This window comes from Actinoplanes oryzae (assembly GCF_030757795.1).
Classification (GTDB): Bacteria; Actinomycetota; Actinomycetes; order Mycobacteriales; family Micromonosporaceae; genus Actinoplanes.
This window is the reverse complement of sequence record NZ_JAUQWH010000086.1, coordinates 12,465-36,216: the sequence shown is the minus strand read 5'-3', so window position 1 is coordinate 36,216 and position 23,752 is coordinate 12,465. Positions and strand designations below refer to the sequence as shown.

The following is a 23,752-nucleotide window of genomic DNA, read 5'->3' as shown; positions in this document are numbered from 1 at the left end:
CGTCGCCGTGTCGCTGCCGGTGTCGCTCGCGTCGGCGGCGGTCACCGCCGCCGACTGGGCGCCCGCCGCGAACACCATCACCGCGGTGAGCACGCCGATCGCCGCCGTCACCGGCACCACGATCACCGTGCGCGGCGGCGGGACGCTGGTCAACCGGCAGCCCGCCCGCAGCACCGGCGGCCTGATCACGGTCAACCCGATCTCGCTGGCGGCCGGCAAGCAGGCCAACGCCACGATCACGGTGACGAACGACGGGCCGTCCGACGCCACGACCACGGTCACGATCCCGCTCGACGGGCGCCCCCAGGGCGTGTCGATCGTCTCGGCCACGGTCGGCGGCACCCCGTGCACGGTCACGTCCACCGCGATCACCTGCACCGGCGTGACGGTGCCGGGCGGCGGGTCGACCCCCATCACCGTACGGGCGGCGGCCACCACCACGACCCCGCCGGCCACCGTCTGGAACCTCACCGGGCTCAGCGCCACCCTCAACGGCACCGCGATCAGCGGGCAGGGGCGGCTGCTGACGGTCAGCGACCCGGACGTCAACCTCGACAACGGCGTGAGCATCACCCCGGCGACCGCGGTCCCGGGCGGCGACCCGGCGACGACCCGGGTGACCGTGCGCAACGTCGGCATCATCCCGGCCACGGCCACGACGATCACGCTGCCCGCGCCGCCGGCCGGCTACACGGTCGGCACCGTCACGACGACGGGCGGCGGGACCTGTACGGCCGACGGGACCGGCGTGCGGTGCACCGGCGTCACGGTGCCGGCGACGGGCAGCGTCGTGGTGTCCGTACCCGTGACCCTGGGAGCCGGGGTGACCGCCGCCTGGACGGCCGCGGCGGGGTCTCCCGTCACCGCGAGCAGCGGGGGCTCCACCGGCACGGCCACCGGCACCCTCGTCACGGCGAACCCGACCTGGACCCTCGGCGTGACGGCCACCGGCCCCGCCGACCGCACCGTCCGCCCCGGGCAGACCGCCACGATGACCGTGACCGTCTCCGACCGCGGGCCCTCCGACGCGCGGGACGCCTCCTACGTCGTCGTGGCGCCGCAGGGCACGACCTTCGGCACGCTGACCGGGACGGCCGCCGCCTGTACGCAGCTCTCCCCCACCGCCCTGCGCTGCACGAACGACATCCCGGCCGCCGGCCCGGCCGTCACGCTGACCCTGCCGCTGGACGTCGCCCCGACCGCCGATCCGGCCGTCCCGCTGACCGGCGGCTGCGTCAGCCTCGACAACAACACCACGTGCGGTGACCCCGGCGACGCCGCGCTGCCCACGATCAACCTGCGCACGCCGATCGCGGACCGGCTGACGGCGATCACCACGCAGGCCACGATTGTGCCCGGCCGCGACGGCACCGCGCAGGTGCGCCTGACGTCGACGCAGGACGAGGACGACCTCACCGTCACGATCCCGCTGGACGACCTCCCGGCGGGCTTCACCGTCACCGGCGACTGCGCCCGGTCGGCCACCGCCCTCACCTGTACGGGCGTCGACCTCACCGCGGGCCGGGAACTCGTCATCCCGCTGACGGTCGCGGTGGCCGCGAACGTGACCCCGCCGGCGACCTGGACCGCGACCGGCATCACGGTGTCGGACGGCGGCGAGGACCTGACCGTGACCGGCGCGCTGGCCACGGCGGGCACTCCCGCGTACGCGCTGAGCGCCACCGTCGGCGGCCCCGCCGACAACACGATCGAGCCCGGCCAGACCGCCGACCTGAGTCTCACCGTCCGCAACGCCGGCCCGTCCGACGCCCCGGCGACCGTCTTCCGGGTGCTCGCCCCCACCGGCACGACCTTCGGCACGCCCACCGGGGCGGCCGCCACGGCCTGCCAGGTGACGCCCGGCTCGGCCACCGCCACCTGCACGGTGACCCTGACCGCCGGGACGAGCAGCCCGGTGCTCACCCTGCCCGTCGCGATCCCGGCCGGCGCGGACGTCAACACCCCGCTCGGCGGCGGCTGCGTCGACCTCGACAACAGCGGCACCTGCGGCCCCGCGCCCGACGTCGCGTTCGACCCGATCATGCTCAAGGTGCCGTTCGCGCAGCAGGTCGCCGTCACCACGACGCCGGTGACCGTGACTCCGGGCACCACCGGCACGGCCACCGTGAACGTCCAGGCCACCCACGGCGACGTCAGCGGCCTGACCGTCACCGTGCCGCTCGCGGGCCTGCCCGCCGGCATGACGGTGAGCGACGCCGGCGCCTGCACGGTCACGGGCACCGCGGTCACCTGCACCGGCGTGGCCGTCGAGAACGGCACGACCCTGCCGATCCGCCTGACCCTGGCCGTGGCGCCCGGCGCCGCGCAGGGACCCACCTGGACGGCCACCGGCATCACCGTGGCGCAGGGCGCCGAGCAGGTCACCGCCTCCGGGGCCCTCGGCACGATCGGCGCGCCGCAGTTCACGCTCGCCCCCACCTTCACCCCGCCGGCCAACGGGACCCTGATCCCCGGCGGCACGGGCACGCTGCGGGTCACGGTCGACAACGAGGGCCCGTCCGACGCGGCCGGGGCGAGCGTGGCCGTCATCGCGCCCCTCGGCACCACGCTGAGCAACGGCCCGGCCGGCTGCACGGTCGCCGGGGACGGCCGCTCGGCCACCTGCCCGGTCACGCTCACCGCGGCGGCCGCGCCGGTCTCGTACGACTTCGACCTCACCGTCGACGCCCAGGCCGACGCGGACGACCCGGTCACCGGCGGCTGCTACGACACCGACGCGAACGGCGTGTGCGACCCGGGCGAGCCGCGGATCCCGGACTTCTGGCTGCAGACCCCGCTCGCCGACATCGTCACCGTCACGACCACGCCCGCCACCATCGCGCCCGGCCGGACCGGCACCGCCACGGTCACCCTGACGTCGGGCCGCCCGCAGGACGACCTCGACGTCACGATCCCGCTCGCCGGGCTGCCGGCCGGTTTCCGCGTCACCGGGGCCCCGGGCTGCACGGTCGGCGCCGCGGCGATCACGTGCGACGACGTGGACCTGACCGGTGACGACCCGCTCGCCATCGAGCTCACCGTGGCCGTCGCCGCGTCGGTCGCCCCGGGCACCGCCTGGACCGCCACGGGCATCGACGTCACGAACGGTCCCGAGCACGTCACCGCGGACGGCGCGCTCGCCACCGCCGGGCCGTCGCAGGCCGCCGTCACCGCGGTGGTCACGCCGCCCGCCGACGGTACGGTCACCGCGGGCGACACGACGAGCCTGGCGCTCGTGGTGTCGAACGCCGGGCCGTCCGACGTCTCCGGCCGCACCTTCACCGTCACCGCGCCGGCCGACACCACCTTCGGCACGCTGACCGGCGACGCCGCGACCGCCTGCACCGTGGCCGGCGACGCCCGCAGCCTCTCCTGCACGGTCAGCCTGGCGGCCGGGACGAGCACGCCGTCGCTGGCCCTGCCGCTGGCGGTCGACCCGGGCGCCGACCCGTTCACGCCGATCGCGGGCGGCTGCGTGAACCTCTCCGGCCCGGCGACCTGCGACACGCAGATCCCCGAGTTCGATCTGCGCGTGCCGCTCGACCGGCGTGCCCGGATCCTGACCACCTCCACCACGGTCACCCCCGGTACGCAGGAGCCGGTCACGATCGGCGTCCAGTCCCAGCGCGGCGCCCTGAGCGGCCTCACGCTCGTGATCCCGCTGGCCGACGTGCCCGCCTCGATGACCGTGACCGCCGTCGCCCCCGGGTGCACGCAGACCCCGGCCGAGGTGCGGTGCACCGGGATCGACGTGGCGGACGGGGCGACGACGTCCGTGACCGCTCTGCGCGTACGGGCAGCGGCAGCCGCCACCGAGGGCACCGCCTGGACCGCCACCGGGATCGTCCTCGACGCCGGCAGCGGCGGGCAGCTCACGCAGGACGGGCAGCTCGCCGTCGTCGGAGCGCCCGCCGCCACGCTCCAGGCGACCGTGGACGGCCCGGACGAGCCGATCCTGCCCGGCGGCACCGGCACCCTGGACATCACGCTCGACAACGCCGGCCCGTCCGACCTGCCCACCACCACGATCGGCTTCGACGCGCCGACCGGCTCGACCATCGGCGACCTGAGCGCCGCGACCGACGCGATCTGCGACACCGAGCCCGGCGCCACCCGGCTGACCTGCACCTTCGGGCTGCCCGCCGACGCGGACCCGATCGTGCTCGCCGTGCCGGTCGTGGTCGATCCGGACGCCGACCCGCGGCAGCCGCTCACCGGCGGCTGCGTCGACCTGGACAACGACCGGACCTGCTCGCCGCCCGACGTGACCGTGCCGCCGGTGCCGCTCGCGACCCCGTTCGCCCAGCAGATCGACATCGGCACCACCCCGGTCACGGTCACTCCCGGCCGCACCGGCGTCGCCCGGATCACCGTCACCACCGACCCCGAACAGACCGGCCTGACCGTCACCGTCCCCCTCGCCGGCCTGCCCAGCGGCGTCACCGTCGGCACGCCCTCCGTGGCGCCGACCGGCACGTGCACCAGCGACGCCACCACGATCCGGTGCACCGGCGTGGACATCGCCGCCGGGGGCGCCGCCACGGTGTCCGTACCGCTGGCAGTCTCCTCGGCCGCGCCCGCCGCGACCTGGACCGCCACCGGCATCACCGTCACCAACGGCGCCGGGGCGAGCCGGTCCGCGGACGGCGTGCTGCTGCGCACCGGCGCGGCGAGCTTCACCCTCACCGGCACCACCCGGGCCCCGGCCGAGGACACCGTCCTGCCTGGCGGCACCGCCGACATCGACCTCGTGCTCGACAACCAGGGCCCCTCGGACGCCGTCGACGCGCCGGTCGCCGTGACCGCGCCGGTCGGCACCACCTTCGGCCCGCTCACCGGCGCCACCGCCCAGGCGTGCACCGCCACCACGGCGACCACGCTGTCCTGCCGGGTCAACCTGGCCGCCACCAGCGAGCCGCTGGTCCTCACGCTGCCCGTCGTCATCCCGGCCGACGCCGACCCCGCCGTCCGGATCACCGGCGGCTGCGCCGACCTGGACGGCACCGGCGCCTGCGGCGGCACGGGCGACGTGGTCCTGCCCGACCTCGCCCTGCGCGCCCCGCTCGCCACCGTCGTGACCGTGACCAGCTCGAACCCGTCGATCACCCCGGGCACGAGCGGCACCGCCACGATCACCGTCAACAGCTCGCCGGCCCGCCCCGGGTCGACCGTCCGGCTGGACACCGCCACGCTGCCCGCCGGCCTGACGCTGGTGAGCGCGACGCCCTGCACGGACTGCCCGAACGTGGACCTGCCCACCACGCTCACCCTGCGGCTGACGGCGGCCGCGGATGCGGTCGCGGCCTCCTGGACGCCCACCGTCACGGTGACCAACGGCCCGGAGACCGCGACCTTCACCCCCGTGGCCGCCCGCATCGGCGCCCCGGTCCACCCGCTCGCCGTCGCCGTCGACGCCCCCGCTCCCGGCACCGTGCCGCCCGGTGGCACCGCCGAGCTCGCCGTGACGCTGACCAACGAGGGCCCGTCCTTCTACCCGGACGCGCGGGTGCAGTTCAAGGCGCCCACCGGCACCACCTTCGCCCCGCCGACCGGCCCGGCCGCCGGCTTCTGCACCGCGACGGCCGACCTGGTCACCTGCGCCGACGACCTGCCCGCCGGCGACCGCGCGTTCACCCTCGCCCTGCTCGTGCCGGGCACCGCCGACCCCGGCGTGCCCCTGGACGACGGCTGCTGGGACGCCGACCTCGACGGCGTCTGCGGCGGCGCTCCCGACCAGCCCCTGCCGCCCGTCGAACTGCAGACGCCGCTGGGCGCCGCCGCCACGCTGACCGTCGAGGCGGGCACCGCCGTCCCGGGCGGCGCCCCCGCCACCGGCACGGTCGTCGTCACCTCGACCCAGGACCTGACCGGCCTGACCCTGACCGTGCCGACCGGGACGCTGCCGGCCGGGCTGACGATCACCGCGGTCGCCCCCAGCGCCTCCTGCTCGCTCTCCGGCGCCATCGTGTGCACCGGCGTGGACCTCACGACCGGCCGCAACGAGGTCCTCACCGTCACCGTGCGCGCCGCGAGCGGGGCCGCCGGCGGGATCGCCTGGAACCCGGGCACGATCGTGCTGCGCAACACGGCCGGGCAGCAGGCCTACGGCAGCGGGACACTGATCACCACCGGCGCACCGGTCGCCCCGATCGTCTACGACGCCGCCATCGCGGCGGAGGGGGTGACCCCCGGCGGCACGGCGACCCTGACCGTCACCGTGGACAACACCGGCCCCTCGGACGCCACCGGCGCGACCACCAGCATCCTCGCGCCGGCCGACACCACCTTCGGCCCGCTCGGCGGCCGGGCGGCCACCGACTGCACGCCCGCGGGCGACCGCCGGCTCGACTGCCGCTTCGACCTCACCGCCGCCGCGGCGCCACTGGTGTGGGAGATCCCGGTGGTCGTCGACGCGGACGCCGACCCGGCGACGACGCTCGGCGGCGGCTGCGTCGACACCGACGGCGACGGCGCGTGTGCGCCCACCGACGAGGACCTGCCCGGCATCCCGCTGACGCGGACCCTCGACCAGGCGATCACGGTCACGGCCGACAATCCCGCGATCATTCCCGGGCGTACGGGAACCGCCACCGTGACCGTCCGCGCGACCGACGCCCGCAGCGGCCTGACCGTGACCGTCCCGCTGGCCGGACTTCCCGCCGGAGTGACCGTCACCGGCGCCCGCCAGGGCGGCACCACCGACTGCGTCGTGGGCACCACCGACGTCACCTGCTCGGGCACCACCCTGGCCGCGGCGGAGTCCACCGGGATCGCCCTCGCCGTGAGCACCACCGCGGCCGCGGCAGCCGGCGCCACGTGGACGCCGCAGGTCTCCGTGGCCCAGGGCTCGGTCTCCGTGGTGCGGCCCGTGACCGCCCTGACGATCGGCGCCGCCGCGAGCACGCTGACCGTGACCGTCACTCCCCCGGCTGCCGGCACGGTCCTGCCGGGCTCCGACACGTCCCTCGCGGTGGCGGTCGCCAACAGCGGGCCCTCGAACGCCCGGGCCCGGGTGGTCACCTTCCGGGCGCCGGACAGCACGACCTTCATCGACCCGCTGCCCGCGTTCTGCACGGCTGCCGATCCCCGGGCGGCGACGTGCACGGTCGACGTCGACGCGGCGGACACTCTCCGCTTCACGCTGCCGATCCGGGTCGCGGCGGCCGCCGGGGGCGGCACCACGCTCGGCAACGGGTGCGTGGACACCGGCACCGGCTGCGACACGGACATCCCGGACCTCGTGCTCGGCACGCCGCTGAACGACCGGGTGCAGGTCACCACGCAGAGCGCCACCGTCGTGCCGGGTCAGACCGCCGTCGCGTACGTCCGGACCGTCGCCGACCGCGCGATCCCCGGTGCCACCGTGACCGTGCCCCTGACCTCGCTCCCCGCGGGCCTGACGGTCGTCTCCGCCGCCGGCCCCACCGGAGCCGTCTGCGGCTGGACGGGCGAGGTGCGCTGCACCGGCGTCGACGTGGCGACGGGCGCCACCAACCCCGTCGCCCTGCTGATCCGCGCCGCGTCCGCCCTGCGCGCCGGGGTGACCTGGACGGCGACCGGCATCACCCTCGAGGCAGGCGGCGAGACGGCGACCGGCAGCGGCCGGCTGGCCGTCACGGGCACGCCCGACGCCCCGCTCACCGCGACCGTCACCGGCCCGACCGGCACCGTGCTGCCGGGCGAGGTCACCTCGACGCAGATCACCGTCGCCAACCCCGGCCCCTCCGACGCGACCGGCGTGACCGCCACGGTCACCGCCCCGAGCAACAGCACCTTCGGGGCGCTCTCCGGCCAGGTCGCGCTCGACTGCACCGCCGCGGGCCCCGCCACGCTGACCTGCCAGTTCGGCCAGGCCACCGGGACGAGCCGCACCTGGACGATCCCGGTGCTCGTCGACGCCGGCGCCACCAACGGCGACCGGGTCGCGAACGGCTGCATCACGATCGCCGGCAGCCCGGCGGTCTGCGGCGGCAACGCGACGGTCGCCTCGCTGGCCGCGGGCCGCACCCTGCAGGACTCCACCACGGTGGCCGTCACCCCGGCGACCGTGACGCCCGGCTCGTCAGGGACCGCCACCCTCACCTACACCTCGACCGCTTCCTACGACGACCTGACCCTGACGATCCCCCTGAGCGGCAAGCCGGCCGGGATGACCGTCACCGGCGCCGGGACGTGCGTCGTGGGCGCCACGGCGATCACCTGCACCGGGCTGGCGCTGGCCGCCGGGACGCCGCTCACGGTGTCGCTCGACGTGACACTCGCGGGCTCGGCCACCGGCCGATGGGACCAGACGGGCATCACGCTGGCCGGGGACGCGACCGCCGGCACCCTGGTCTCCTCCGGCACGCTGATCACCGCGGGCGCGCCGGTGGCCCCGATCGAGTACGACACGACCGTCGCCGCGGCCGGCGTCACGCCCGGCGGCGAGGCGACCCTGACCGTCACCGCCGACAACACCGGCCCCTCCGACGCCGTGGACGCGACGACCAGCATCATCGCGCCCGCCGGCACCACCTTCGGCACCCTGACCGGGCAGGCGGCCGCCGACTGCACGCCTGCCGGAGACCGCCGCCTCGACTGCACCTTCGACCTCACCGCCGCCGCGACGCCGCTGGTGTGGGAGATCCCGCTGCTCGTCTCCCGCGACGCCGACCCGACGACGACGCTCGGCGGCGGCTGCGTCGACACGAACAGAGACGGCACGTGCGGGACCGGCGAGGAGGACCTGCCCGGCATCCCGCTGACGCGAACCCTCGACCAGGCGATCACGGTCACGGCCGACAATCCCGCGATCATTCCCGGGCGTACGGGAACCGCCACCGTGACCGTCCGCGCGGCCGACGCCCGCAGCGGCCTGACCGTGACCGTCCCGCTGGCCGGACTCCCCGCCGGGGTGACCGTGACCGGCGCCTCGGGCACCTGTGTCGTCGGCGCCACCGCCGTCACCTGCCCGGGCATCACGCTCGCGGCGGGCGCGTCGACCGGCATCGCGCTCGCGGTCACGACGACGGCGGCCGCGGTCACCGGGTCCGCCTGGGCGCCTTCGGTGGGTGTCCGCCAGGGCGACGACGCTGTCACCCGGCCGGTCACCGCCCTGACCGTCGGCACCGCCAGCAGCACCGTGACCGCGACGGTCACCGGGCCGACCGGCAACGTGCTGCCCGACGACGTCACCTCGACCCAGATCACCGTGACGAACACCGGCCCGTCCGACGCCGCCGTGGTGTCCGCCACCGTGACCGCCCCGACGAACAGCACCTTCGGCACGCTGTCGGGCCAGGTTGCCCTCGACTGCAACCGCGTGGCGGACACGACGCTGACCTGCCGGTTCGCCCAGGCCGCCGGCACGACCCGCACCTGGAGCATCCCGGTGGTCGTCAGCAGCACGGCGACCAACGGCGACCCGGTCGCCAACGGCTGCATCACGATCTCCGGCAGCCCGGCGGTCTGCGGCGGCAACGCGACGGTGACCTCCTTCGCCGCCGACCGCCCGCTGACCGGCAGCACCACCGTCGCCTTCACCCCGGCCACCGTGGCCGCGGGCGACTCGGGCACGGCGACGATCAGGTACACGTCGACGGCCTCCTACGACGACCTGACCCTGACGGTCCCGCTCGGCGGCCTGCCGGCCGGCATGACCGTCACCGGCGCCACGGTCGGTGGCGCCGACTGCACCGTGGGAACGAGCGCGATCACCTGCACCGCCCTGTCGCTGGCGGCCGGGACACCGCTCACGATCACGGTCGCGGTGACGCTGGCGAGCACGGTCGCCACCGGCACCAAGTGGGCGCCGGCCGGCGTCCTGCTGGCCGGGGACACCACCGCCGGCACGCTCAGCAGCAACGGCACGCTGGTCACCGCGACGGCGGCGAGCTACAACGTCACGGTCACCGTCGGCACCCCGACCGTCGCCAAGCCGGCGCCCGGCCAGACCACGGTGCTGCCGATCACGCTCACGAACTCGGGGCCGCAGGACGCGGACCCGTACGTGGCGACCATCGTCCTGCCCACGAACACCACCGTGGGCACGCTGCCCGACGGCTGCGCCCAGGGCTCGACCGCCCGGACCGTCGTCTGCACCCTCGCGATCGCGAACGGCGAGACCACCACGATCGAGCTGCCGCTCGTGGTGAGCACCGGCGCCTCGATCGGCTCCACGATCAGCGGCGGCTGCGTCGACGGCGGCGACGACGGCACCTGCGGCTCCTCCGACGACCAGGCGCTGCCCACCTTCACGGTCGGCGCGCCGTCGGTGGACCTGAACATCGAGTACTCCAACCCGCAGCCGCGGGCCACCAAGGGCACGGCGATCCTGCTCAAGCTGCCGTACAGCAACAACGGCACGACGAGCGCGGCCGACGTCAGCTTCGTCATCGACCCGCCCGCCGGCACCACGCTGACCAAGGCGGCCGTCCTGCTGGACGCCTCGGCGGCGGACTTCACCGCGCAGGCCACCGCCGACGACACCATCCCGCTCTCCTGCCAGGCGGCACCCGACGTGGACGCCAACGCGGTCACCTGCACCGGCCCGGACGCCCCGGTCGGCGCCAGCAGCGAGCTCTGGCTCTACCTGGCCGTCGCCAAGACCGCCAAGGCGGGCACCTTCCCGGTGGACGTCACGATCAGCACGACCAGCGCCGAGGGCAACACGGTCAACAACACGGCCACGGCATCGCTGACCATCGCCGGCTCCACCACGGACACCGACGACCCGGACACCGACACCGACTCCGGCAGCGACGGCGACACCGGGACCGACACCCCGGCCGGCAGCGGCTCGGACGGCTCGACCGGCTCGAACAACCTGCCCAAGACGGGCCAGGACCTGACCGGCCTGATCCTCCTCGCCGTCCTCCTGGTCGTCGGCGGCGCGGTGGCCCGCATCGGAGCCCGCACCCGCCGCCGCTGACCGCGGGCGGGAGATCAGATTCTGGACCCCGCCCGCCGGCCGGTCTTACGATCGCAGACGCCCCACGCTCCAGGAGGGAGCAGCGGATGATGCCGATCGTCTCTCGCCGGCCGGCCCGGCGGCGGCCTCTCGCGAACCCGGTCGTTCTCGCCGTGGTCGCCGCCGGGGGATAGCGGATGTCGCCGCTGTTCGACCCGATCGCCGAGCTGTACGAGCGGTACGCCGAGATCACCGACGCGATCTATCGGCCGCACCTCGCCCGCATGCTGCCGGCCGCCGGCGTCCGCGCGGTGGACCTGGGGTGCGGCTCCGGGCGGTTCACCGGCCTGCTGGCGGACCGCTGCGGGCACGTCCTGGCCGTCGACATCGCCGCGCGCGAGGTGGCGATCGCCCGGGAGCGGCGCGCCCGCCCGAACATCGAGTACCGGGCCGGCAGCCTGCTCGACGTCGCCCCGGACCGGGACGGCCGGTTCGACATCGTGCTCTCGGTCAACACGCTGTTCCACCTGTTCGCGCAGCATGACGTCGAGGTCGTGCTGCGGCATGTCAGGTCGCTGGTGGCGCCGGGCGGTGCGGCGGTGATCGTGGACATCGTCACGCCCGGTCCGCGCGCCGTGCTGATGCACCGGTGGTGGGGCCTGACCGACGCCGCCCAAACCCTGCTCCGGCGGCGGTCGGTCCGCGACGCCTGGACCGTCCTGCGGCTGCGCCAGCACCCGGTGTGGATGCGGCACGCCCGGACGAACCAGCCGCTGACCCGGCCGGCCTTCCACCGCCGCTACGCGGAGCTCTTCGCCGGGGCCGAGTTCCTCGACACCATCAGCCCCTTCGCCTGCGCCCTCGTCTGGCGTGCGCCGTCCCAGCGCTGATCAGCCCGAACGGTCAGCTGGTGGGCAGGAAGGTGCCCGAGCCGGCGACCACGACCGGGCCGCCGGGGGTCGCGCGGTTGAGGCGGCGGTGGGCGGTCGAGCCGCGCGTCACCAGGCGCACCGGAAGGACGGCCGGCTCGTCCGGAACCCCGGCGCCGCCCAGCAGGGCGAGCAGCGATCGGACAGCCGTGTCCCCCATCAGGCGCAGCGGCGCCGCCACGGTCGTGAGGCCCGGCGTGATCAGCGCGCCCGCGGCGACGTTGCCGAAGCCGACCACGCTGACCTCCTGCGGGACCAGGATGCCGCGGGCGGTGAGGGCGTGGATCAGGCCGGCGGCGATGAGGTCGTCGTGGGCGACGACGGCCGTGGTGGGCCGGCTCAGCAGGTCGCCCGCCGCGGCCAGGCCCCCGGCCAGGGTCGCGGGGAACGGGCCGATGCCCCGGCACTGGACGCCGTGCTCGCTGCCGGCCTGGCGCAGGGCCCGGCGGCGCATGCCGTCCGACCAGGTGCCCGCCGGTCCGGCGACATAGGTGACCAGCTCGTGGCCCAGCCCGGCCAGGTGCTCGACCGCCGCGCGCACGCCGCCGGGCACGTCCGGCACCACGCCCGGCAGCCCCGGCAGCGCGCGGTCGAGCAGCACCAGCGGGCGCTCGGCGGCCAGGCGGCGTACCTCGTCGTCGGCCAGGCCGGGCGCGGCGATGACCAGGCCGTCGACGCTGGAGACGACGCGGCCGAGGTCCGCGGCGGCCTCCGGGCAGGCCATGTCGACCAGGATCGTCGAGTAGCCCGCCTCGGCCGCGGCCGTCTGGGCGCCGCGCAGCATGCCCGCCGAGTACGGGCACGCGACGTCGGTGACGACCAGGGCGATCATCGACGTGCGGCCGGTCGTCACCGCGCGGGCCAGCGGGTTGAGGCGATAGCCCAGCTCATCGGCGGCGGCGAGAATCTTGCCGACGGTGGCGGGGGCGACCCGGCCCGGGCGGGAGAAGGCGCGCGACACGGTCGACGCGGCCACGCCGGCTCGGCGGGCGACGTCGTAGATCGTGGGCGCCCGATTTCCGGCCATCGGTTGCAGGCTAGCCGGGTTCGACGGGTTCCGTCCGGGAAAATCCGGCGCGCACCCGCGCGATCTTGACCTCGTGCTGCAGGGTCGCGATGTCGTACGCCCCGTAGTGCCGGCGCCCGTTGATGAAGAACGTCGGCGTGCCCGAGACGCCGCTGAGGTCGGCCGAGTCCACGTCCTCCGCCACCCGGTCGCGGTGCAGGCGGGCGGTCAGCTCCGCGTGGAAGCGCTCGGCGTCGAGGCCGAGCTCCCCGGCGTACCGGATCAGGTCGGTGACCCGCAGGTGGTCCTGGTGCGCGAGCAGCAGGTCGTGCATCTCCCAGAAGCGGCCCTGCGCCGCGGCGGCCTCGGCCGCCTCCGCCGCGAGCTCGGCCTGCGGGTGCACGTCGGGCAGCGGCAGGTGCCGCCAGACGTAGCGCAGGTCGGCGTCGGCGAGCAGGTCGCGCACGGCGGGTTCGGCCTGACCGCAGTACGGGCACTGGAAGTCGCCGTACTCCACCACGGTGACCGACGCGCCGGCCGGCCCCCGGCAGTGGTCGCGCTCCGGATCGACGCCGGGGATCAGGTCGACGAGGTCCTCCGTGGCGCCGAGCAGCAGCCGGGCCCGCCGCGCCGGGGGCAGCAGCCGGGTGACGCGGAACACCGCCCAGGTCAGCACGGACGCCCCGGCCGCCGCGGAGAGCACCCCGATCTTCGCGTCGGCCAGCTCCGGGCCGGTGAAGGCGAGCGCCGCGATGAGCAGGGACACCGTGAACCCGATGCCGGCGATCGTGCCGCTGCCCAGCACGGCGGCCCAGCCCACGCCGGGCCGGATCCGGCCGCCCGACAGCCAGGTGAGCAGGGCCGGCACCCCGACCACCGCGATCGGCTTGCCGACCAGGTAGCCGGCGATGATGCCCCAGGTCACCGGCGACGTGTACGCCCGGGCGAGCGTGCCCCCGTCGAGCACGATCCCGGCGTTGGCCAGCCCGAACAGCGGCACGATCACATAGCTGGACCACGGGTGGAAGCGCCGCTGCAACCGGTCGTTGGGCGACAGCGTCTCGAGCACCCCGATGGACGCCGACCGGGCGATCTCCGGCGTGGGCTGCTCGCGGAACAGCTTGAACAGCCCGCTGGCCTGCTCGAGGGTGGCCCGCGCCGGACTGTACGCCACCGCGGTCAGGCCCATCGCCAGCCCGGCGACCACGGGGTCGACGCCGCTGCCCATCATGGCCGCCCACAGCGCCACCCCGACCAGGGCGTAGACGGGGGTACGCGCGGACGCCCAGGTAGCGCATCGCCACGAACAGGGCGAACGCCACCGCGGCGACGGCCAGCGCCATGAGGTCGATGTCCTCGCTGTAGACGACGGCGATCACCACGAGGGCGACCAGGTCGTCGACGACGAAGACGGTGAGCAGGAAGACGCGTACCTGGTCGGGGACGTTGCGGCCGATCAGCGCGAGCAGGCCGAGGGCGAGCGCGGTGTCGGTCGACATCGCCACGCCCCAGCCGTGCGCGTCCGGCCCGCCCCCGGTGAACGCCAGGTAGACCAGCACCGGCAGCAGCATCCCGGCCAGCCCGGCCAGGCTCGGCAGCACGAACCGGCGCCGGTCCCGCAGCTCCCCCAGGTCGAACTCGCGCCGCGCCTCCAGCCCCACGACCAGGAAGAACAGCGTCATGAGCCCGCTGTTGACCCAGGTCCGCAGCTCCTCGCCGATCCCGTGCCCGCCGAGGCGCACGGCCAGCTCGGTGCGCCACACCGCCTCGTACGACGCGGCGTCCAGGTTGGCCCAGACGAGCGCGGTGGCGATGGCGGCGACGAGGACACCGGCGCTGCCGGCCTCCGTACGCAGGAAGGCGCGCAGCGGCGCGCCCAGCTGGCGGCTCCACGGGGTGCGTCCGCGCAGATCCGCGCCGGGGGTCACAGTCACGCCGCCCAGCCTGCTCACCGCGGGCTCCCGGCGCAAGATCCGTGCCGGTCAGCCTCCGGCGGTGTCCCCCTGGCCCGGGGCGGGCCCGGCGGGCTGCGGGTCGAAGGGGTGGCGCAGGCGGCGCATCGTCTCGTCGCTGTGGTCGGCGGTCAGGACGACGGGGTCCTGGTCGCCGCCGGGCTCGGCGCGGAACTGGGGGACGGAGATGCTGTCGGGAACCATGCGGTCCGGCTCCTGGTCTCGTGATCGGTCAGGGACGAGGCCCGTTCTACCCCACTGGAACCGCTCCCATGCGCGAACCGGACAACATCCCCCAGGAGGGCGGAAAGGTGACGGGCCGCGAGCATCCTGCTACAACAGGTCGATGCGCCCTGAGTACTACCGGGTCACCCGGGTCACGATCGACGGCGGCCGGGAGGTGTGCGTCCGCCTCGCCGGCGACTTCGACCACGATGCGTGCGGCGATCTGGAGCGCGAGCTGACCGGCGCGGTGCTGGGCACGGCCGCTCCCCTGTTCGTCGCCGACCTGGGCGAGACGAAGTTCCTCGGCTCGGAGGCGGTCGGGGTCCTGCTGAGCGGCCTGCTCCGGGCCCGCGAGCACGGCAAACAAGTGAGCATCGTCAATGCCCACGGCGTCGTCCGCACGGTGCTGGTCGTCACCGGGATCCTCGACCTGTTCGGCGACGCGGAGGACGGCCCGCCCGTGGGACTGGTGGCTCAGTAAACCGGCGGACCCGCCGAACGGACAGGAGTGAGGTGGACCACGGGCCCCCGCACCGGACGCTCCTGGGTCCTGGTGCTGCTGGTCGCTGCGGTCCTGGTCGCCGGGGGCATCGTGACCGGCGTCGTGGGCTACGCGCTGGAACGCGCCGAGGAGCGCTACGCCGCCCAGTCCATGAACCGGTACGCCTCCGACGTCGGCACCGGCGTCTCCGGCGAGGTCGAGCGGTACGGCGGGACCCTCACCGACCTGTCCCGGGCCCTGGCCGCCCAGGGCAACCTGAGCCGCGAGGACTTCTCCGACATCACCGGCGGGCTGGAACCCGACCGGTTCCCCGGCGTGTCCGGCTTCGCCTTCGTCGTGCCGGCGACGGCCGGCGAGTACGACGCCGTGCAGCGCTACTGGCGGGCCGAGGGCGCCACCGGGCTGACGCTGCGGCCGGTCGGCGCCCGCGAGGACCACGCCTTCGTCGTCTACTCGCAGTCGGTGGACGGCTCGCCGGCCGCGACGCCCGGTGCCGACACGAGCACGGTGCCCGAGCTGGTCGAGACCATGACGGTCGCGCGGAGCACCGGGCGGCTGGCCACCACCCGGTCGTACGTGCTGCTGAAGGACCGCAGCCTGCCGGCGGCGCGGCAGCAGGCCTCGTTCAGCCTGGTCGCGCCGATCCGGACCCGGGCCGGGACGTTCCGCGGCTGGCTGGTGATGGGCGTGCACGGCAAGGACTTCCTGGACCGTACGCTCAGCGAGCGGGCCGAGGGCATGGTGCGCGTGGTGCTCGACGAGGCGTCGGTGGCGGGCGCGGTGGTCATCGCCAGCGCCGACGTGGGCACCCTCGACCCCGACAAGGCCCTGGTACGCGAACGCGCCATCAGCGTCGGCCAGCGCGTCTGGCGGCTGACCGTGCTGCCCACCAGCCGCCTGCGCCACAACTCCGACCACGAGCTGACCGCCGTGGCGATCGGCGCCTGCATCGGCGTGACGCTGATCCTGGCCCTGCTGGTCGGGCTGCTGGCCGGGGCCCGCAACCGCGCGGTGACCCGGGTCGAGCGGGCCACCGCCGACCTGCGCGAGGACATCGCCCGGCGCGAGACCGTGGAGCTGCGGCTGCGCGAGCGGGAGAACGAGCTGCGGCACCTGGCGCTGCACGACCCGCTGACCGGGCTGGCCAACCGGGTGCTGTTCTACGAGCGGGTGGCGCACGCGCTGCTGACCCACGCGCGCACCGGGCACACGTTCGCGGTGATCTTCCTGGACCTGGACGGCTTCAAGGAGGTCAACGACCGGCTCGGCCACGGCGCCGGGGACGAGCTGCTCATCCAGGTGGCCGAGCGGCTGCGCGGGTGCCTGCGCGCGAGCGACACGATCGCCCGCTTCGGCGGGGACGAGTTCGCCGTCATCACCGAGCGGCTGGCCTCCGCCGGGGACGTCCACGCGGCGGCGACCCGCATCGTCGAGACCCTCGGGCACCCGTACCACCTGGAGGCCGGCACGGCCGAGGTCACGGCCAGCGTCGGCATCGCCCGCAACCGCCCCGGCGACGACGCGGACGACGTGCTGCGCGAGGCGGACCTGGCGATGTACTCCGCGAAGAAGTCCGGGAAGGGGCGTTTCGTCGTCGCCGGGCAACCCTGACTTTGCCGTACGCCGGAGCCCTGCCATGATGTCGCCGGGCGACCCCGGCGATGGGAGTACACAGTGGAAGCAACGGGCACCGGCCGGCCTGCGATCGACTCGACGGTGCCGCACCCGGCCCGCCGCTACAACTACTGGCTCGGCGGCAAGGACAACTTCGCCGCCGACCGCGCCTCGGGCGACATGATCGAGGCGGCCTTCCCCGACGTGCGCACCAGCGCCCTGGCGAATCGCGCGATGCTGCGCCGGGCGACCCGCTTCCTGGCCGCCGAGGCCGGCATCCGGCAGTTCCTCGACATCGGCACCGGCCTGCCGACCGCGGACAACACGCACGAGGTGGCGCAGGCCGTGGCCCCCGAGTCCCGGATCGTCTACGTCGACAACGACCCGCTGGTCATGGTGCACGCGCGGGCGCTGCTGACCACGAGCCCGCAGGGCCGCACCTCCTACATCGAGGCCGACCTGCGCGACCCCGCGACGATCCTGGGCCACCCGGCGCTGCGCGAGACCCTCGACCTCGGGCAGCCCGTCGGCCTGATGCTGATCGCGGTCCTGCACTTCGTGCCCGGCGACGGCGCCGCCCGCCCGATCGTCGGGGAGCTGCTCGGCGCCCTGCCCGCCGGCAGCTACCTGGTGGTCACCCACGCCACCTCCGACTTCGGCACGCCCGACCAGCAGGCCCGCTACCGGGAGATGGTCGAGCAGGGCAAGAGCGACGTCTGGACGCGCGGCCGCGACGAGGTGGCCGACCTGTTCGCCGGCCTCGAGCTGGTCGAGCCGGGCGTGGTCCCGGCGCAGCGGTGGCGGCCGGACCCCGGCGACCCGGAGTACACCGACCAGCAGGTCAACGTCTGGACGGCGGTGGGCCGCAAGCCCTGACTTCCCTACCCCTCCTGTGGGATTTATGGAGCTTCGATATGCTGGCCGCAAGGCTGGAGATCGGAGTTCCGTGCACATTTCAGCGCGCAGCGACTATGCCGTCCGGGCCATGCTGGCCGTGGCCGCCGGCACGGACACCCACCCGGCGCGCGCCTCCGCGCTGGCCGAGGCGCAGGACATCCCGTTCAGCTTCCTGCAGGGCATCCTCGTGGACCTGCGACACGCCGGCCTGCTGGTGAGCCGGCGCGGGGTGCGCGGCGGCTACATCCTGGCCCGCCCGCCGGCCGAGATCAGCGTCGGCGACATCCTGCGCGCCGTCGGGGGCGTGCCGGAGGGGGACGGGCCCGCCGCCACCGCCCGGGGCGCGGCGGCCGAGGCGATGCGCGGCGTCTGGGCCGCGGCCGGGCAGGCCGTCGACCGGGTGCTCGACTCCACCACGCTGGCCGACCTGCACCGCCGCGCCGCCTGACGAGCCGATTGCGGTCAAGTCGCTCCCCGCGCTGCCGATGTGTCTGATCGAGAGGTCATCGACACCGGCAGAGGGCAAGGAGCACCATGAGCAGTACGGGGACGGCGACGCGGCGGCGCCTCTGGGCGGACCGGCCGGTCGGCGTGAAGATCACCGTGGCGGTACTCGTCGCCCTGCTGGTGTCGGCGCTGGCCACCGTGGCCACTTTGATGCAGACGAGCCAGGTGCGCGACCACGGCGAGGAGATCTACGACAACAACGTGGTCTCGCTGGTCATCGCCTCCGACCTGCGCGACACCTTCCGCCTGCTGCGCATCGACCAGAACGCCGTGCCGCTGCTGGAGCCCGGCTCCGACGACCAGAAGTCGATGCTCCAGGACGTCGCCGACGACGAGGCCGCGCTCACCGAGCTCATCGACAAGTACCAGCCGGGCGCCGCGGACCCCGCCCTCGTCGAGCAGTTCCGGACGACCTCCGCCGCCTACGTCAAGATCGTCGACGAGCAGCTGCTGCCCGTCGCGGAGAAGGGCGACCGCGCCGAGTTCATGCGGCTGCGCGAGAACGTGGCGAAGGAGTCGTACGAGGCGTCGAAGACCCTGCTCAAGCAGATGCTCGCCGCCGAGGACGCCCAGGCCGCCGCCCTGCGCGCCGACCTCGCCTCCGGCTACCGGACCGCGCTGACGGTGTCGCTGACCACGCTGGCGATCGCCCTGGTGATCGGCATCGCGCTGGCGCTGTGGGTCTCCCGCGGCATCAGCAAGCCGCTGCGCCAGGTCGCCGGCACCCTGGACCGCATCGCCGAGGGCGACCTGTCGATGCACGTCGACGACCCGGGCACCCGCGACGAGGTCGGCACCATGGCCCGCGGCCTGCGGCGCTCGGTCGACTCGATGCGCGCCAGCGTCGCCACCGTCCTCGACCAGGCCCGCCGGCTCACCGAGGCGTCGACCGCGCTGACCCAGGTCTCCGCGCAGATCGCCGACGGCGCCTCCACCACGGCGAGCCGCTCGCAGACCGCCGCCGACGCCGCCAACGAGGTCGCCTCCAGCGTCGGCACGGTCGCCGCGGCCAGCGAGGAGATGAACTCCGCCATCGCCGAGATCTCCCGCAGCGCCGCCAGCGCCGTATCCGTGGCGCAGGAGGCCCTGAACACCGCCGCCCGCACCAACACCTCGGTCGCGGCGCTCGGTGCGGCCAGCGCCGAGGTCGGCGACGTCGTCAAGGTCATCAACCAGATCGCCGAGCAGACCAACCTGCTCGCCCTCAACGCCACCATCGAGGCGGCGCGGGCCGGCGAGGCGGGCAAGGGCTTCGCCGTGGTCGCCACCGAGGTCAAGGACCTCGCCCAGGAGACCGCCAAGGCGACCGGCGAGATCAGCGCCAAGATCGCGGCGATCCAGTCGAGCAGCGCGGAGGCCGCCGAGGCCCTCGCCGAGATCAGCGCGATCGTCGAGCAGATCAACGAGCACCAGACGACCGTGGCCTCCGCGGTGGAGGAGCAGACCGCCACCACGCACGAGATCACCCGCAGCGTCAGCCAGGCCGCCACCGGCGTCGACCACATCGCCCGCAGCGTCAGCGAGGTGTCGCAGACGGCGGACGGCTCCCGCGCCGGGGCCGGGCGGGCGGCGGACGCGGCCGGCGAGCTGTCGGGTCTGGCCCACACCCTCAACGAGGCGGTGTCGCGCTTCCGCGTCTGACCGCACCGGCGCGGACCGGCCGTGTCGCTCACCCGAGCGGCGCGGCCGGTTCCGCTTCATCCCGTTCATCCCGCTTTTCCCGGCGCTGCTCCACTCGCCTTTGCGGCGCTGCTCTTCCCGCGGTCCCGGCGCTGCTCTTCCCGCGGTCCCGGCGCTGTTCTTTTCGCTTTCCCCGCGCTGTTCTTTGCGCCTTCCCGGCGGCGGGACCGTCTCCCTTACCGGCGCGGGCGGATCTCGGTGCCGGCGATCGCGGTCAGGATGGCCGACGCCGGCGTGGCCGGGGCGGGGCCGGCGCTCACCTCGGCGAAGCGCACCAGCCCGGCCCGGTCGGCGACGACCACCGCCGGATGGGGCAGCGTGGCGCGGCCGGTGCCGAGCACGCCCTTGGCCTCCGCGGCGCTGAAGCCCAGCCCGAACCGGTCGATCAGCGCGTGCCGCGGGTCGGCGCCCACGAGCAGCCGCAGGCCCAGCCGGTGCTTCATCTCGGCGAGCAGGTCGGGCCGCTGCGGGCTGACCGCGACCACGTGGGCGTCGGTGCCGGCGAGCTCCTCGTCGTAGGCCGCGAGGGCCGTCTCGCACTCCGCCGAGCCGGCGTGCCGGACGAAGACGAGCACCAGCGGGCCGGTGTCGAGCAGCTTGCGCAGGAAGATCGGGCCGAGGTCGGCCTCGATCAGGGGCAGGTCCGGGATGCGTGCGCCCGGGGAGATCATGCGGCTCCAGACGGCGTCCCGCTCCAGCTGGCGCTGGAAGGCGGCGTCGTCGGGCCGAACCTGAGCCTGGGTCACGGTCATGGATTCAGGCTACCCAGGCGGTTTCCCCGCGAGTGCCCCCATTTGATGGAATTCACATGAATCAACGGCGGCAGTGCGACGCGGAGCACACCCCCAGGCACCGAGAATTCACCGGTTCGTGGCCGGTCAGCCAGGTCCGTAGGCGGTCAGCCCGTACCAGGCGACGTACTCCTCCGCTCCCCCGCCCGCCACGGCCGCCCGCGCGTGCCACACCGCCTCGGGCAGGCCGGCGCCGGCGGCCAGGTGCCGGTGCAGCACCGCCATCGCGGCCGCGCAGGCGCCGTCCGGGATGGGCAGGTCCGCGGCGACCACCCCGGCGCTGCCGTGCGACATCATCGCGCCCGCGAACCCCAGGACCTCGTCCCCGCCGTACGCCTGGTGCGCGCCCGACTGGCACGACGCCAGCACCACGCGCCGGGGCGCGACGCCCCGGGCCAGCATCTCGTGCAGGGTCAGGGGGCCGTCGCTGAGCTCCAGCGAGCTGAACAGGGGGCTGTCGGACCGGAACCGCCCGTGGCACGCGAAGTGGGCGAGGTCCGCGCCACGGGCGAGGTCGATCGCCGCGCCGGCCGTGCTGTCCGGGGGCAGCAGGACGCGTACGTCGTCGTGCTCCGCCGCCACGGCCTTGACCTCGCCCGCCGCGCCCGCCAGGTCGGGGCCGGCGACGATCGCCACGCCGCTGCCGGCGGGCGGGCCGGCGACGCGAGCATGGGCCCACAGACCCGCGGAGGGCGACACCGACACCGGCGCGGAGTGCAGAGCCGACCAAGGTACGCCCGACAGGCGCGTCGACGGCACGACCACCAGAGGGACGTCGCCGGGGACCCCGATCGGCGCGACGAGCAGCTTGGTCAGGCCCGCCACGGCACTCTGCGCGGCGTGCCGGGCCGGAGCGGCGAACCGGGTGCCCAGCAGCAGCCGGCGCAACGCGAACTCGGCGGCCCCGGTCTCGCGCAGGACCGCCGCCACGTCGCCCAGCTCGACCAGCCGGGTGCGGCGCGGCTCCACGACCACGGCGATGACGCGGTCGCCCAGGACGGCGTACTCGGCGAGCCAGCGCCCGTCCAGCGCGCGGCGCAGCTCGGCCACGCCCACCGGGGAGGCCGCGGCGGTGCCGATGCCCTCGTCCTGCGACCACGACCGGCGCCGGATCCGCGACTCCAGGGCGCTCTGCCGGGCGAGCAGCGCGGCCGGCTCCTCGCCCCGGTCGAGACGGGCCTCGCGCAGCTCACGAGCGACGCCGCGCAGCGCCACGACGTCCTGACGGTCCACCCCTGCCGCCGGGGGATGCACCCGCAGCAGCGCCGCCGACCGGGTGCGCTCGAGCCAGGCCAGCACGGTCGCGGCGGGGGCGTTCGGCAAGGCGGCTGCGGGGCTCTCCGTGGCCGGCAGCAGCGTGCGCAGGCCCAGCGCGCCGAGCTCGGCGCCGTGCCCGGACGCGAGCACCCGCAGCTCCAGCGACGGCAGGGCCGAGCGGTGCCGGGCCAGATCGCGCAGCCCGCGCAGGCACGCGCGCACCACCTCGCCGGGCTCCTCGGCCTCGGCCAGCAGCGCCCGCGCCAGGTGCCCGCGCAGGCGGACCAGCAACGACTGCCCCTCCGCCAGCTCACCCACCGCGGTCAGCTCCCGCCGAGCCACCGGTACGCGCCCCAGCGCCAGCGCCGAGCGGCCGGCCGCCAGATGGGCGTACGCCGCCTCCTCGCGCAGGCCGAGCCGCTCGAGCGTGGCCGCCGCCCGGCACAGCTGGGTCAGCACCCCGGGCGAGTCCCCCTCGAGGCAGGCCCGGGCCTCCGCCTCGGTGACGGCGGCCCGCGCGACCCACGCCCGGCGCCGCTGGTGCCGGAACTCGGCGGCCGCGGCCCGCGCGTCGGCCAGGGCGGCGGCGGCATCGCCCAGCTCCAGCGCCAGCCGGGCACAGCGCAGCCGCGCGTCGGCCGCCATGAGCCGCGCGCCGTGCTTGTCGAACTCCACATGCGCCTCGCGGGCGGCGGTCATCGCCTCGTCGAGCAGGCGGAGGTCGCGCAGCACGTCCGCGTACTCCTGGAGGTGCTCTCCCACCGGCAGGCCGGCGGCCGTGTGCAGGCGCCCGGCCTCCTCGAAGCGCCGCACGCTCTCCGCCAGCCGCCCGGCGTGGTAGCTGGCCCACGCGGCGCTGGTGGCGATCACCGCGGGCAGGCGGCTGCCCATCTCGCGGGCCAGCTCGGCGGCCCGGTCGAGATTGGCCAGCGCCTCCTGCGGTCGCCCGACGACGGTCTGCAGCAGGGCCAGGTTGTTGGCCGCCTTGACCCACACGAACGGCGGCGTGGCGGGATCCGCCAGCACCGCCTGGTACGTCGCCTCGGCCGCGGTGAGCCGCCCGCCGTTGTGATCGATGACGGCCAGCTGCAGCAACAGCTCGGGCCGGTCGCCGCTCGCCACCAGCGGCTCGGCCCGGCGCAGGTCCCGGGCCGCGGCCGCCTCCCGGCCGAGCTCCTGCAGCGCCACCGACCGGGTGAGCAGCACCTCGCCCAGCCGGCGTGGCAGCTCGTGCCGGGCCGCGAGCGTCACCGCCCGGTCCAGCAGCGACTTGGCGCCCTCGTTGTCCAGGGCGACGTGCCGCGCCCAGGCCACGGCGCGCAGCGCGACCACGAGCGCCTCGTGATCCTCCGCCGCAGTGGCGGCCGTCACGAGAGCTTCGGCGCTCGCGGCGTATCTGGCCGGATCGCGCACGACTCTTGTGAAGGCGGCATCAGCCTCGTCCCGCAGTCCGGTCCCGGCCTCCACACCGGACCGCACGGGGCCGGACGGTCCGTCAGTTCCC

The 23,752-nt window shown here is 75.3% G+C and carries 11 protein-coding genes and 1 pseudogene; 7 read left to right on the top strand and 5 right to left on the bottom strand.

Annotated elements, in window-relative coordinates; genetic code table 11:
- Window positions 1-85: 85 nt before the first annotated feature.
- Together RBH18_RS25590 and RBH18_RS25585 are read left to right on the top strand one after the other, a co-directional pair.
- Window positions 86-10,909, top strand: coding sequence for a beta strand repeat-containing protein (locus tag RBH18_RS25590; RefSeq protein WP_306212160.1), 10,824 nt, complete (start codon window positions 86-88; stop codon window positions 10,907-10,909).
- Between the two features lie 176 nt (window positions 10,910-11,085).
- Window positions 11,086-11,778 (top strand): class I SAM-dependent methyltransferase, encoded by a 693-nt coding sequence (locus tag RBH18_RS25585; RefSeq protein ID WP_306212159.1) that lies wholly within the window; start codon window positions 11,086-11,088, stop codon window positions 11,776-11,778.
- 13 nt (window positions 11,779-11,791) lie between these two features.
- On the opposite strand, the gene RBH18_RS25580 is transcribed toward RBH18_RS25585, so the two are convergent.
- From RBH18_RS25580 to RBH18_RS25570, 3 genes and pseudogenes are all read right to left on the bottom strand, one after another.
- Window positions 11,792-12,844, bottom strand: coding sequence for a LacI family DNA-binding transcriptional regulator (locus tag RBH18_RS25580; protein WP_306212158.1), 1,053 nt, complete (start codon window positions 12,842-12,844; stop codon window positions 11,792-11,794).
- 10 nt (window positions 12,845-12,854) lie between these two features.
- Window positions 12,855-14,766: pseudogene (gene nhaA, locus RBH18_RS25575) on the bottom strand (Na+/H+ antiporter NhaA).
- 39 nt (window positions 14,767-14,805) lie between these two features.
- Window positions 14,806-14,979, bottom strand: a complete 174-nt coding sequence (locus RBH18_RS25570) for a hypothetical protein (protein ID WP_306212157.1) — start codon at window positions 14,977-14,979, stop codon at window positions 14,806-14,808.
- 142 nt (window positions 14,980-15,121) lie between these two features.
- On the opposite strand from RBH18_RS25570, the gene RBH18_RS25565 reads away from it, so the two are divergent.
- From RBH18_RS25565 to RBH18_RS25545, 5 genes are all read left to right on the top strand, one after another.
- A complete protein-coding gene (locus RBH18_RS25565; RefSeq protein ID WP_306212155.1) occupies window positions 15,122-15,481 on the top strand; it encodes an STAS domain-containing protein in 360 nt (119 codons plus the stop codon).
- A gap of 27 nt (window positions 15,482-15,508) precedes the next feature.
- A complete protein-coding gene (locus RBH18_RS25560; protein WP_306212153.1) occupies window positions 15,509-17,113 on the top strand; it encodes a diguanylate cyclase domain-containing protein in 1,605 nt (534 codons plus the stop codon).
- Between the two features lie 63 nt (window positions 17,114-17,176).
- Window positions 17,177-17,992 (top strand): SAM-dependent methyltransferase, encoded by an 816-nt coding sequence (locus tag RBH18_RS25555; protein WP_306212151.1) that lies wholly within the window; start codon window positions 17,177-17,179, stop codon window positions 17,990-17,992.
- A gap of 70 nt (window positions 17,993-18,062) precedes the next feature.
- Entirely contained in the window at window positions 18,063-18,461 is a 399-nt protein-coding gene (locus RBH18_RS25550; protein ID WP_306212150.1) for an RrF2 family transcriptional regulator, read from the top strand.
- An 86-nt stretch (window positions 18,462-18,547) separates the two neighbouring features.
- On the top strand, window positions 18,548-20,161 hold the full coding sequence (locus RBH18_RS25545) for a methyl-accepting chemotaxis protein (RefSeq protein ID WP_306212148.1): 1,614 nt from the start codon (window positions 18,548-18,550) through the stop codon (window positions 20,159-20,161).
- Window positions 20,162-20,376: 215 nt separating this feature from the next.
- On the opposite strand, the gene RBH18_RS25540 is transcribed toward RBH18_RS25545, so the two are convergent.
- Window positions 20,377-20,952 carry a redoxin domain-containing protein gene (locus RBH18_RS25540; RefSeq protein WP_306212147.1) on the bottom strand — a complete coding sequence of 192 codons (576 nt, stop codon included), beginning with the start codon at window positions 20,950-20,952 and terminating at the stop codon, window positions 20,377-20,379.
- 126 nt (window positions 20,953-21,078) lie between these two features.
- A complete protein-coding gene (locus tag RBH18_RS25535) occupies window positions 21,079-23,619 on the bottom strand; it encodes a CHAT domain-containing protein (protein ID WP_306212145.1) in 2,541 nt (846 codons plus the stop codon).
- Window positions 23,620-23,752 lie beyond the last annotated feature (133 nt).